Raw genomic sequence first — 12,150 nt, 5'->3', positions numbered from 1 at the left:
CGCCCCACCTTACTCGTCGTTGGGCTGCACAAATCCGTATTTTTTCAGCCGCTGGCGGTCGGCGGCGGAGGCGGATTGGGTCAAACGCAGCAGCTCGGCGTAGATGCCACCGGACTGCGCCAGCTCGGCCGGCGAACCAATTTCGGAGATGCGTCCGTGGTCGAGGGTGATGATGGTGTCCACGTCCGCGATGGTGGACAGGCGGTGCGCGATGATGAGCGTGGTGCGGTCCTTCATGAGCTCGTCCAGACCGGCCTGGACGGCGCGCTCGGCCTTGGTGTCCAGCGCCGAGGTGGCCTCGTCGAGCACGAGGATGGGGGCGTCCTTCAGCATGGCGCGCGCCACAGCCACGCGCTGCTTCTGCCCGCCGGAGAGCTTGAGGCCGCGCTCACCGATGACGGTGTCGTAACCATCGGGGAATTCCTCGATGAAGTCGTGCGCATTGGCGCGCTTGGCGACGTCTAAGATCTCCTCCATCGTCGCCTCCGGCTTGCCATAAGCGATGTTTTCCTTGATGGTGCCGGAAAAGAGATAGGACTCCTGGAAGACCACGCCGACCGAGGCGCGCAGGCGCTCGGCGGTAAGCTCCGCGGCGTCGTGCCCCAACACCGTCAGCTTTCCCTCCGTGGGCTGGTACAGGCCCAGCAGCAGGTTGACCAGGGTGGACTTGCCGCCGCCGGATTCGCCGACGAGCGCGACCTTGTGGCCCTCCTGGGCAGCAAAGGAAATATCGGCGACGACCGGCTTATCCGACTCATAGGAGAAGGATACGTCCTCGAAGGCAAAGACCGGGCCTTGCGTTGGGCGCAGCGGCTCCGCCGGGGTGAGATCGAGCTCGGGGACGTCGGAGGTGCCAGCGGCGGCGACCAGCTGCGGGTTTACCGTCGGTTCCGGGGTTTCCTCCATGACCTTGAAATAGTCCTTGGATCCGGCGATGGCGCGCTGGCTGACATCCACGATCCAGCTCATCATGAACACCGGCTGCTTGGCCATGTTCACTAGCTGCAGGAGCATGACCATGTCACCGATGGAGAAGTGGCCCTCCAAGGTGCGCCAGAAGATCAGGCCATAGATGCCTAAGAAGATCAGCGCCATGGCCGCGCCGCGCGCGGTATCCATGGAATGCCACCACCGCGATTGCGGCTTCGTCGTGTCCACCACCGTGCGGTAGCGCGAACTGAAGGAGGCCAACTCGCGGGCCTCGGCCACGAAGGACTTGGTCACCTTTACCTGGCCGATGACCTCCGCGAAGCGCCCATTGGCCACGTCGATGTTTTCGTTCTTGATCCCCTCATACTTCTGCCAGCGCTCCGAGGTCAGCGCGGTGAGCCACATATAGATGGGGAAGAGCGCTGCCAGCAAGATAGCCAGCGGCCAGTAGTACACCGCGGTGATGACCAACACCGCCGCGGCCTGGATCAGCATGACGAAGAAGTTATTGGAGAAGGACTGCAGGAACTGCGTGATATTCGCAATCGAGCGATCCAAACGCGCGATGATGGTGCCGGTGACCTGGTTGTCGTAATAGCCCTGCGGCACGGAGAGCAGCTTGGCAAAGTAGCGCGTGGACAGAATCTGGCGCAGGCGCGCCACCATGACGTCGCCGATATAGCCGCCGATGTTTTTCACCACGTTGCCCAGCGCATCCGCCACAAAGAGCGCGACGACCCACCAGAGGATGGTGCGCAGCGGGCCTCCTGCGACGACGGTATCGGTGGCCTCGCGGAGGATGAAGGGAGTCAGCAGCGAGAGAATCGCGGTGACTGACGCAGTGATTAAGACGCCGAGATAGAACGGCCACAGCGCAGATGCGCTGCGGACGATGCGGAGAATAGAGTTCATCGTCGGCCGATGTTACGCCCTTAATAGGAATATCCAACCCGTCGACTAAGGTAAGGGAGAAACCGAAGTCGTGATGGAAAAGGATTCGCGGTGAAGAAGTACCTCCCCCTAGCGTGTGCCCCGCTGTGCCTGGCTGCCCTCTCAGGCTGCAGCATCCTCCAGCCGCCGGACGCGGGCCCGCAGGACAACATCGTGGTGTCCAGCTCGGAGCCGCCGACGTTTGAGGCTAAAGACGTGGACGCCGAAGAGGTGACGTCCAACCTGGCGGCACCCGTCAAGGACAAGGGCCTCAACGTGGAGTATGAGCTGCAGGGCCTGTACTCCGGCGGCGGTGGAACGGTGCTCACGGTGAAGATCCACAACCTCAACGAGGTGCCCATGCCTGCCGACGCCCTCCCGGAACCCACCCTCGAGCGCGCCGACGGCAACGGCGGCTGGGCCACCGTGGATTCGATTGATGTTGACCCCGCTGTCCACCCAGATGTAGCCGCGCCGGGCTTGGACCACCCGCTGGGGGCAGGCGCGTCCACCAACCTCCAGTATGTCTATGACGTTGCCCCCGGCAACCTGTGGAACGCGCGCTTTAGCATCGGCAACGTGCGTTTTGTAGGAGACCTCAATCTATGACGGAACTCGTCGTTCTAGCCTCGCCCGAGGGCAAACCCGCAGGCGTAGCTGAGAAGGCCGCCGTCCACACCGCGGATACTCCGCTGCACTTTGCTTTCTCCGCCTGGGTGGTGCGCGGAGGCGAGCTGTTGCTGACTCGCCGCGCCCTGTCCAAGCTGACCTGGCCTGGTGTGTGGACCAATTCCTTCTGCGGGCACCCGGGCCCGGACGAGCCGACTGCCGCCGCCGTCATACGCCGCGCCCAGTTCGAACTTGGCCTCAGCGGCACACCTCACTTAGTGCTGCCGGATTTTGCCTACCGCGCCGTGGATTCCTCCGGCGTGGTGGAAAATGAAATCTGCCCGGTCTATCTCTTCGAAACCGAAGACGATCCGGCTCCCAACCCAGAGGAGGTGGACTCCTTCGCGTGGGTCCCGGTGCGCGATGTCCTCGCTGCCGCCGATGCCACGCCATTCGCCTTTAGCCCGTGGATGGTTGAGGAGCTGGCCCACGAGCCGCTGCGCGAGGCCCTGTTGGCCTAAAGCAGGCTGCCATCCTGGGCGAAGGCCGCCGAGATGTAATCCAGGCTGGAATAGGCCACGCGGTTTTCGCCGTTATCCAGGTTGTATTCCCAGATAGCGTGCTCGGGGCGGTAGGCCTCGAAACCGGGCTCGCCGGTGCGCACGAAGTCCCGCAGCCACTGTGCTAGCTCCGTATCCCCGAAGAGCGGGCGCAGCTCTTCGCAGTGCAAGGCCGGGCCCGAGGAGCGGGTGAACTCCACCATCCAGGTCTTACCCGGTGCCTTCTCTGCCACCTCGGCCGCCCAGCGGCGGATGATGGCATCACCCACCAACCGTCCCATAGGGCGGTCCTTATCCATGTGCTGTGCCACCTGATACCACGGCTTGAAACCGTTGCGGGGAAAGCCAAAGCGCGGGGCCACATAGCGCAGGATGAGGCCGCGGAAAGGGGAGCGGTCGATCTTCTGCGTGGCCGGGATGTTGTAGAACTCGTCTCGGGTGCTGGCGAGGATGAGGGGGACGTCGGCAAGCTGCCCACACTCCAGTGGGGTGGGGCCCAGCGCCATATCGAGGCTGTACTTCTTGCGGAACTTGGCGTAGCCGGCCGCGAGCTCCTCCTTATCCATCGCCGCCAGGGAGGAGCGCGTGATGGGCTTCTTCATCACCTGGCGCAGCGTGGCCTTGCGCTCCTCGAAGCTCTCCCGCGGGAAGCCCGGGGAGAGCGCCACGGCGCGGCGAAAAGCCCCGCGGTAGTGATCGCGCCGACACAACCAGAGAACGGCATTAGCGCCGGCAGACTGGCCCACGACGGTGACGTTGGTGGGGTCGCCGCCGAAGGACTCGATGTTGCGCTGGATCCATTCCAAGCCCAGCTGCAGGTCCTCGATGGCGCGGTAGTGGTTGGGCTCATCATCGCGGAAGCGGGCCAGGCCCGGCAGGCCCACGCGGTAGCCCAGCTGCACGTGGACCATGCCCGCCTCCGCAGTCGGCGTGCCCTCCGCCCGGGGGTCCTCGTGGGAGCCGTGCTCGTAGCGGCCGCCGTGGATGTAGACCAGGGTGGGTGCTAGGGCGGCGGTGCGATTGCCGGGCGCGGGGGCGGTGATGGTCAGCGCGACCTTCTCCGGATGCGGTTCGCGCGCGTCCTGGTCACGCGGCGGGGCGGGCTCGGGGTTGTCGAAATCTCCCGGGATGTGGGAGTACTCGATGGAGTGGAAATGGGCCACGTCCCCATCGAGGTAGCCGGTGATGGTGCCCGCGGGGCAGGTGACGTCGAAAGGTGCACTGCTCATGGACAACAGGCTACCCTGAGGGCATGGAATGGCTCGTGCAGGCGCCAGTGTGGGCGCAGATGGCGGTGCTCGCCGTGACCGCAGTGCCGGCCGCGACCGTCATGGGGTGGGTGCTGATGTGGGGTATCGACCGTGTGAATTCGTGGCTAGCACCCGCGACTAGGATAAAGAAACATGACTGACGATGATCACCGCGAAGGCCTGTGGGACCCCGAGCGCCCGCAGCCTCCCCACCGCAAACGCGCACTGCCTAAGTCCCGAGTGAGCGTGACCCTCTGGCTGATGATCGCGCTCATCGTCGTGGTGGCCATCGTCGGCGTTGTTTTTTAAGGGGGTCTTCCTGAAGGGAAGACGCCGCTAGGGGCGCCGCGCTTGCCGACGCCCCTCCTAGCCCTAGCGCCCGGCACCCGGCCTCGTGGCGGCCTGGGCGAGGCGCTGGTAGAGCTCCTGCTTCGGCAGATCCTCCAACAACACCGGCTTGCCGGCGGTATCGCACAGCGGGATGCACCAGTTGGGGTATTGGTCCTTTGTCGTGCCCGGCTGGTTTTGGGCGCGCACGTCACCGACCATGTCCACCAGGTTGGTCACCGTCAGCGCCGACGGGGTTCCCGCGATGTAGCGGTGCAGGGCAACGAGCATGTCCTTTTCGCTCTCGCGGTTGTCCAACATGCCATAGGCCTGCAGGTTGTCCTTGACCTTTTCCTGCCACGCGCGGTCCTCGGCTTCTTCTTCCGCCACTGGGCGGGTCAGCAGACCCAAGCGGGCGCGCAGCGCGATGTGGTCGCCGCGCAGGAAGGCGAGCGTCGGCGGCAGATCGTGCGTGCCCACCGAGGACATGGCCATCTGGCGGTATTGATCCTGCGGGCGCGGGGTGGGGCCGTCCTCGGCGTGCTCAAACCAGATGATCGTGGTACCCAGCACACCCATATCGCGCAGAGCGTTTTGGACCCACGGCTCCAGGGTGCCCAGGTCCTCGCCCACGAGCACTGCGCCGGCGCGCTCAGCCTCGAGCGCGAGGATGCCGAGCATAGCCTCCCAGTCATAGGACACGTAGGTGCCGTTGAGCGGGGTGGAGTGGCGCGGGATCCAGTACAGGCGGAACAGGCCGAGCACGTGGTCAACGCGCAGGCCGCCGGCGTTGCCCAGCATCGTACGCAGCAAGTCACGCCACGGCTGGTAGCCGGATTCCGCCAGGCGGACCGGGTGCCACGGCGGCTGAGACCAGTCCTGGCCCTGCTGGTTGTAATCATCCGGCGGGGCGCCCACCGAACACTGCGGGGCGAGGTATTCCGCCAGGTTGACGGCGTCGGCACCGGCGGGGTGGATGCCCACGGCCATGTCGGTGATAAGCCCGATGCTCATGCCGGCGTCGAGCGCGCGGCGCTGGGCAGCATCTAGCTGCTCATCGCAGAGGAACTGCAGCCAGGAATAGAACTCAGCCAACTCGCTGACGTCAAGGCTCAGCGCGTGGCGACGGCCGCTGTGGCGTTCGAGCTCGGTCTCGGCGCACCACAGCGCGAAGTTACGCAGGCCACGGCCCTCGCGGCGCTGGTACTCGCTAAAGGCGGTGCGGCGCTCTGGGGTCATCCCCTTGTTGAAGAGCTCCTGGAGGACCTGCAGCTTGGCCTCGAAGATGGAATCACGATCAATCTCTTCTGCAGACAGGTTGCGCTCGCGGAACTCGGCGGCCAGCTCGGCCACGTCATCCTGGAGTTCCGGGCTGAGTAGTTTCAGCTCCGGGACGTCCTCGATGCGGATATAGATCGGATTGATGAATCGCCGCGTGGTGGGCAGGTAGGGCGAGTCTTCCACCGGCGGAATCGGCTCGCCAGCATGCAGCGGATTAATAAGGAGGAAGTCGTAGTCCGGCGCCAGCAGTTCCGCCAGCTCTGCCAAGTCACCGAAATCACCCATGCCCCAGGACTTCTCGGAACGCACTGAGTACAGCTGCGCCATCGCACCCGCCGCGGGGCGCTCAAGGTAGCGATCCGCCGTGCTCAGGTGGTTCGGCACGACGATGAGCGGGCACTCGTGCTCTCCGATGCCGGGAGAGGACAGGAGCAGCTTATGGAATCCGAGAGGCAGGTCGCCGGGGACGTGGAAGCTTGCCTCGCCCCACATGGTTCCGGAGACGTCGGCAGCCGGGGCATCGTTGGGGTCCTGGTAAGTCGGGCGGGTCTCGCCGCTTTCCAATTCGATGGTGACGGAGACCGGATCCCCGTCGTGGACGTGGACGGCGAAGGACTTTTCGGCGCCTTCGCGGGCCACCACGCAGGGCGGCAGCGGGCGGGAAGCCCGAGCGAGGTAGTCCTCGAAGAGGGCTTGGGTTAGCTCCTCATCGTCCGGACGGTCGGAGATAGAGACGCCGAGTGCGCGCAGCGTGTAGGTGATTGTCTCCTCGCTGACGTACACAGGCTGTCCGTTCTGGGCGGTGTACTCGCAGGCCACACCGTGGCGTTGGGCAAGTTCTTGAAGCAGATCACGGGTAGTCACATCCCCCAATTGTGCCACGCCCTCCCCACGCGCGTAATAAATCAGGTTGGTAGAGTGGGCTGGAATTTAGTTTTTGTGGGAAAGGACACAACTGTGACTTTGAATGAAGCGCACACCAAAGCGGAATTCGAGATCAAGGACGGCGAAACGTGCCTTACCGCCATGATGGCTACGGCGCACGCCCGCCCACATGGCGTGCTGTTTACCCGCCCGGCGAATTACGAGTGGGTCAACGTCACCGCCAAGGAATTCGTCGAGGAAGTCTACGCGGTGGCCAAGGGGCTCATCGCCTTCGGCGTGGAGCAGGGTGACCGCGTGGCGCTCATTTCCACCACCCGCTATGAGTGGTCCCTGCTGGACTACGCCATCTGGGCCGCCGGTGCGGTTTCCGTTCCGGTGTACCCCTCGTCGTCGATGTCCCAGGTTCAGTGGATTATCGAGGACTCCGGCGCAATCCTCGCCATCACGGAAACCCGCGAGCACTCCGAGCTGGTCAAGCACCTGAAGCTGCAGGAGGACGGCACCCCGCAGCTGCACGGTTCCCCCTCCCAGCTGCGCCGTGTTCTGGAAATCAACTCTTCGGCCGTCGATACGCTGAAGTTTGAGGGACGCGACATCAGCGACGACACCGTCAACCAGCGCATCGAAGCCACGCACACTGACGACGTCGCCTCCCTGGTGTACACCTCCGGCACCACCGGGCGCCCCAAGGGCTGCATGCTGACCCACCGCAACTGGCTGGCGGAAGCCCGCGGGTTGCTGACCAACCCGATTGGCGCCATCGCCGTGCCGGGCGCACACGTCCTGACCTTCCTGCCGCTGGCGCACGTCTTCAGCCGTGCGGTGTCACTGGCCGTCACCATCGGTGGTGCGTCCCAGAACCACTGGGCGGACTTCAGCACCATCACCGTTGAGTTCGCTCGTTCCCGCCCGAACCTGATTCTCGGCGTTCCGCGCGTGTTTGAAAAGGTGCGCAACGGTGCCTCCGCCAAGGCACATGGTTCCTCCGCGTTCAAGGGCGCGATCTTCGACAGCGCGGAGAAGGTCGCCATCGAATACTCCAAGGCACTGGACACCCCGGAGGGTCCCAACCGAGTCCTCAAGGCCAAGCACAAGGCCTTTGACAAGCTGGTCTATTCCGCCATCCGCCAGGCAATGGGCGGCGAGGTCAAGTACTGCATCTCCGGTGGCTCGGCCATCTCGCAGGATCTGCTGCACTGGTACCGCGGCATCGGCGTGACCATCTACGAGGGCTATGGACTTACGGAGACCGCAGCGGCTGCCGCCGTGGACTTCGTGGATCAGTCCATCGGCACCGTCGGCCCGCCGCTGGGCGGAACGACGATGCGCATTAACGAGGACGGCGAGATCCTGATCAAGGGCGATATCGTCTTCAAGGGCTACTGGCAGAACCCGGAAGCCACCGAGAATGCCCTGCAGGATGGCTGGTACAACACCGGCGACCTCGGTGAGATCAACGAAGAAGGCAAGCTCGTTATCACCGGCCGCAAGAAGGACCTCATTGTGACTGCGGGCGGCAAGAATGTCTCGCCCGGCCCGATGGAAGATATCCTGCGCTCCCACCCGCTGATCTCCCAGGCCATGGTGGTCGGTGACGGCAAGCCCTTCGTCGGCGTGCTGCTCACCCTGGATGAGGACGCGCTCAAGCGCTGGAAGGCGGACCACAACATCGCCGCGACCAAGGGGATGCGTGAGGTAGCTGCCGATCCGGCGCTGCGCGCGGATATTCAGGACGCCATCAACCAGGTCAACGCCACCGTCTCCCACGCGGAGGGTATTAAGAAGTTCGTCATCCTGGATCAGGACCTCACCGAGGAAAGCAACGAGCTCACCCCAACCCTGAAGGTCAAGCGCTATGTGGTGGCCCAGCGCTATGCGGCCGACATCGAGCGCCTCTACGCCGGCAAGAAATAAGGCTGGACGGAGTCTGTGAATTCCTTCGGAGTGTCGCGCAGCCGAATGCGAGGATCTCTAATAGAGTCAGCGGGGTCAGAAAAACTCTAAACCTCAACTAGAGGTTCTCACGGGAAGGGCGGCCTATGCACAAGATCGCAGCCGAGCTGCGCCACCGTGAGCTGACCCAAGAAATCTATAACATCGGCGATGAAGTCGTCGACTACATCGAGCACCTCATCGAGGCCATCGAGGACTGGGACGATGAACTCTCCCTCGACTGCTTGGCCGAGCTGGGGGATATCGTCGAAGACGCCCGCGTGGATTCCGGGCGCTGCGTCGGCGAGCTCATCGGCCTGCGCCAGGCGCTGGTCTCCGGCCTGAAGTCCGGCACTATCTCGGCTGCCTCCTCCGGCGACAATGACGTCGAGGAACCGAAACAGCTCACCGCCCGCGCGCTCGCTGAGGGCCTGCCCATCTCCGGCCCGCCTGTCGTGGTCTCCGAGCTGGCAGAAACCCTGCGCGGCCGTACCGCCGCGGTGGCTGCCTACCTGCGCGAGCTGGTGGAGTACGTGCTGGCGCAAACCGACGCGGTGGCCCGCAACCTCGACGTGGTCTCCCTGCCGAACCTGTACAAGCGCGCGGGAGAATCCTCTCTTATTGCCGTGCAGGCCTGGCGCCACACCGTCGTCGAGGCGCACCCCGCCTTCGTGCGCACCATGCGCGGGCACAATCCGCCGCCCTTCCTCGAGGAGCGCGCGCGTATCGACGCCGTCGTCGCCCGCGTCCGGGCTAAGCGCCAGAAGCAGGCCGCCACGACCGCTTAAGGAGCCGCATCACAGACTTCCTTGTTGCCAACACACAAGGACAAAAGGAAAGCGCCACCGAGATTCCCTCTCTCGGTGGCGCTTTTCGTTGCTTGGCGTGGCGCCTAGCGCGTACGCGCTAGGCCCCCGGGTTCTTGGCGGCCGGCGCGGCCTGGTCCAGCTGCTCCGTAATCTGCGGCCACAGCTGGCCCATGATGTCATCCCAGGTCAGGATCCACACGGTCTTGTCCTTGGTGGGCTTGCCCACCATGACGAGCTGCTCGTTGCGGGCGCGCATCTGATCCAGAGTCTTCTGCACGGTCGAGGAGGAGCTCACCGCCAACGCGGGGCGGGAGAATTCCAGCACCGGGGTTTCCGGATCCGCCAGCAGGGTATCGCGGACGTGGACGATGCGCGGAATGCGCGAGGCGCGCGGGTAGACAAGCACGCGCATGATGGACTTGTGTACGACGAGGTCGTGCAGCTCAGCCACCGTGGCATCGGAAGACAGAGGCAAGATTTCCGAGCCGTGCTCGCGGGCCAACTGTGCGGCGGTGGAGGCTTCCAGCTCGATGACGCCGGTGATCTGGTTCGCGGAGTCGTCGTCAAGCGTGCCCGTCTGCCGCGAGTGCTCGACGAGGTGGCGCAGGGTCTCCGCGTCATAGCCAGCCGCACCGGCGCGGTCGACGGGTTCCTCGCCGGTCATGAGCACCAGCTTGTTCGCCATCTTGTTAATCCAGATCAGCAGCGGGCGGAAGAGCCAGATGAAGCCGCGGGCAGGAACCGCAATGAGCTGCAGGGCCGTCTCCGGGTGGGCGATGGCCCAGGACTTCGGCGCCATCTCACCGATGACCAGGTGTAGGAAGGTCACGACGAAAAGTGCGAGGAGGAAGGAGACGACGTCAGCAACGCCCAGCGGCAAGCCGAGGGCCTCCAACGGACTCATGAGCAGGTGATGGACCCACGGCTTGGTCACGGCACCGAGGACGAAGGTTGCGGCGGTAATGCCCAGCTGGGCGCCGGCCAACATGATGGTCAGCTCGTTGAGCGAGCGAAGGCCCGCGCGCGAGGCAGCGGAGGATTCCGCGGTTTCCTCCAGACGGTTGCGGCGCGCACCCATGAGGGAGAACTCGATGACCACGAAGAAGCCGGAAGCAGCAATGATGAGAATGGTGATGAGGAGGTTGAACCACCAAGTATCAGTCATTAGTCATCGTCTCCTTCCGGGAATTCCTCCACCAGCTCTAGGGCTAGGACGGAGGGCACGTGGCGGTCGATTTCCTCGACGCGCACGTTGAGCGTGCGGGTGGGGGCTTCATCGCCGTCGACCCAGTCTTCAGGCTCTGCCTCCAGCTCGATGGCGAGCTCTTCGCCTTCCTCCGGCAACGTGCCGGAGTGCGCGATGAGCAGGCCGGCGACGGTTTCGAAATCACCCTCCGGCAGGTCGTGGCCGATGGCGCGCTCGACCTCGTCGATGGGTGTGTCACCGTCGACGATCCAGTGCGTCTCGTCCTGCTCGGTGATCTCCTCGGTCTCTTCGAGGTCGTGCTCATCGGTGACATCGCCGAGGATCTCCTCGGCCAAGTCCTCCATGGTCACAATGCCCACGAAGCCGCCGTATTCGTCGATGACGCAGGCGAGTTTTTCGTCGGCGTCGCGAAGCTCTGTGACGACGTCGGGAAGCGGCATGAGCTCCGGCACTACCACGGGTTCCTTCATGATTTCGCGGGCCGGGGTGGCCACGGGCAGCTCGGTGCCCAGCACGTCGTAGAGGTGCACCACGCCGATGGGATTGTGCTCATCGTCGATGATGGGGTAGCGGGTGTGGTTCTCCGACATCATCTCGCGCACCTCGCCGATGGTGGTCTCCGGCTCAATGACATCCACGCGCGAGCGCGGAATCATGGCGTGTCCCACGTCGTGTTCGGGGAAGTCGAGGAGGCGGTCGAGCACCAGGTAGGTGTCCTCATCCAAGTCGCCGGCCTCGTGGGAGGCATCCACGATGGACTCCAGGTCATCGGTGGTGGCAGAGGAATCGACATCCTCCACCGGTTCGATGCCGAAGACCTTGAGGATGGCGTTGGAGGAATACTCGAAGAAGTGGATCAGCCAGCCGAAGATCTTGAGGTACCACATCGTGGACGCGGACAGCCACAGCGCTGTCTTCATGGGGGCGGCGATGGTGTAGTTCTTCGGGAAGAGCTCGGCAAAGAGCATCGTGAGAACCGTCGACACGGCCAGCGCGGTCACCGTACCGATGGCAACGGACACGCCCGTGGGCACGCCCACGCCGCCGAGCAGCTGGCCCAGGCCTTGGCCCACGAGGGGCTCGGCCACATAACCAATAAGCAGGCCCGTAATCGTGATGCCCAGCTGTGCGCCGGAGAGCATGAAGGAGGTTTTCTGCGTGATTTTGAGCGCGCGCTCCGCTGGTTTATCCCCAGTCGCAGCGCGCTGGCGCAGCTGCGTGCGGTCCACGGACATGAAGGCGAATTCTTGCGCGACGAAGTACGCGTTGGCCACGATAATGAGAGCGATGACGGCGAAACCCGCCACAATCATCAGGATGGCAGATAACACGGCTTACCCCACCGCCTTAAGGAGACGGCGGGGACATCGACTCGGAGGTTCCACGAAAAAGGGGGCCTTTCTTCACTATCGGGGTTGCAAATCTGCACT

At 64.2% G+C, this 12,150-nt stretch carries 10 protein-coding genes; 5 read left to right on the top strand and 5 right to left on the bottom strand.

Annotated features, from left to right (window positions below; genetic code table 11):
* Positions 1–9: 9 nt before the first annotated feature.
* Positions 10–1,842: an ABC transporter ATP-binding protein gene (locus HMPREF2912_RS00235; protein WP_070682949.1), complete on the bottom strand. Its 1,833-nt coding sequence runs from the start codon at positions 1,840–1,842 to the stop codon at positions 10–12.
* A 90-nt stretch (positions 1,843–1,932) separates the two neighbouring features.
* Here HMPREF2912_RS00235 and HMPREF2912_RS00230 point away from each other — a divergent pair, with 90 nt between their 5' ends.
* Both HMPREF2912_RS00230 and idi read left to right on the top strand, forming a co-directional pair.
* Entirely contained in the window at positions 1,933–2,469 is a 537-nt protein-coding gene (locus HMPREF2912_RS00230; protein WP_070624492.1) for a hypothetical protein, read from the top strand.
* Positions 2,466–2,990 carry an isopentenyl-diphosphate Delta-isomerase gene (gene idi / locus HMPREF2912_RS00225; RefSeq protein ID WP_070624491.1) on the top strand — a complete coding sequence of 175 codons (525 nt, stop codon included), beginning with the start codon at positions 2,466–2,468 and terminating at the stop codon, positions 2,988–2,990. The genes HMPREF2912_RS00230 and idi overlap by 4 nt, the downstream gene beginning before the upstream one ends.
* On the opposite strand, the gene HMPREF2912_RS00220 is transcribed toward idi, so the two are convergent.
* The gene (locus HMPREF2912_RS00220; RefSeq protein WP_070519574.1) at positions 2,987–4,258 is read right to left on the bottom strand and encodes a carboxylesterase family protein; all 1,272 of its coding nucleotides are present in this window, start codon (positions 4,256–4,258) and stop codon (positions 2,987–2,989) included. The two genes, idi and HMPREF2912_RS00220, sit on opposite strands and share 4 nt — an antisense overlap.
* A gap of 174 nt (positions 4,259–4,432) precedes the next feature.
* On the opposite strand from HMPREF2912_RS00220, the gene HMPREF2912_RS12945 reads away from it, so the two are divergent.
* Positions 4,433–4,588, top strand: a complete 156-nt coding sequence (locus HMPREF2912_RS12945; RefSeq protein WP_167595632.1) for a hypothetical protein — start codon at positions 4,433–4,435, stop codon at positions 4,586–4,588.
* 63 nt (positions 4,589–4,651) lie between these two features.
* Here the strand turns inward: HMPREF2912_RS12945 and malQ are convergent, their stop codons facing one another.
* Positions 4,652–6,751 carry a 4-alpha-glucanotransferase gene (gene malQ, locus HMPREF2912_RS00215; protein WP_198530941.1) on the bottom strand — a complete coding sequence of 700 codons (2,100 nt, stop codon included), beginning with the start codon at positions 6,749–6,751 and terminating at the stop codon, positions 4,652–4,654.
* A 93-nt stretch (positions 6,752–6,844) separates the two neighbouring features.
* Here malQ and HMPREF2912_RS00210 point away from each other — a divergent pair, with 93 nt between their 5' ends.
* Positions 6,845–8,686 (top strand): AMP-dependent synthetase/ligase, encoded by a 1,842-nt coding sequence (locus tag HMPREF2912_RS00210; protein ID WP_070519578.1) that lies wholly within the window; start codon positions 6,845–6,847, stop codon positions 8,684–8,686.
* A gap of 125 nt (positions 8,687–8,811) precedes the next feature.
* Complete coding sequence (locus HMPREF2912_RS00205) at positions 8,812–9,492, top strand: hypothetical protein (protein ID WP_070519581.1); 681 nt, start codon at positions 8,812–8,814, stop codon at positions 9,490–9,492.
* A gap of 118 nt (positions 9,493–9,610) precedes the next feature.
* Here the strand turns inward: HMPREF2912_RS00205 and HMPREF2912_RS00200 are convergent, their stop codons facing one another.
* Both HMPREF2912_RS00200 and HMPREF2912_RS00195 read right to left on the bottom strand, forming a co-directional pair.
* Positions 9,611–10,678: a CNNM domain-containing protein gene (locus HMPREF2912_RS00200; protein ID WP_070682947.1), complete on the bottom strand. Its 1,068-nt coding sequence runs from the start codon at positions 10,676–10,678 to the stop codon at positions 9,611–9,613.
* Positions 10,678–12,051, bottom strand: coding sequence for a hemolysin family protein (locus HMPREF2912_RS00195; protein WP_070682945.1), 1,374 nt, complete (start codon positions 12,049–12,051; stop codon positions 10,678–10,680). The genes HMPREF2912_RS00200 and HMPREF2912_RS00195 overlap by 1 nt, the downstream gene beginning before the upstream one ends.
* Between the last annotated feature and the right edge of the window lie 99 nt (positions 12,052–12,150).

It is taken from the genome of Corynebacterium sp. HMSC056E09 (assembly GCF_001813425.1).
Taxonomy (GTDB): domain Bacteria; phylum Actinomycetota; class Actinomycetes; order Mycobacteriales; family Mycobacteriaceae; genus Corynebacterium; species Corynebacterium hesseae.
Note: the sequence above shows the minus strand (reverse complement) of the source record. Positions and strands in the feature narration are given on the sequence as shown.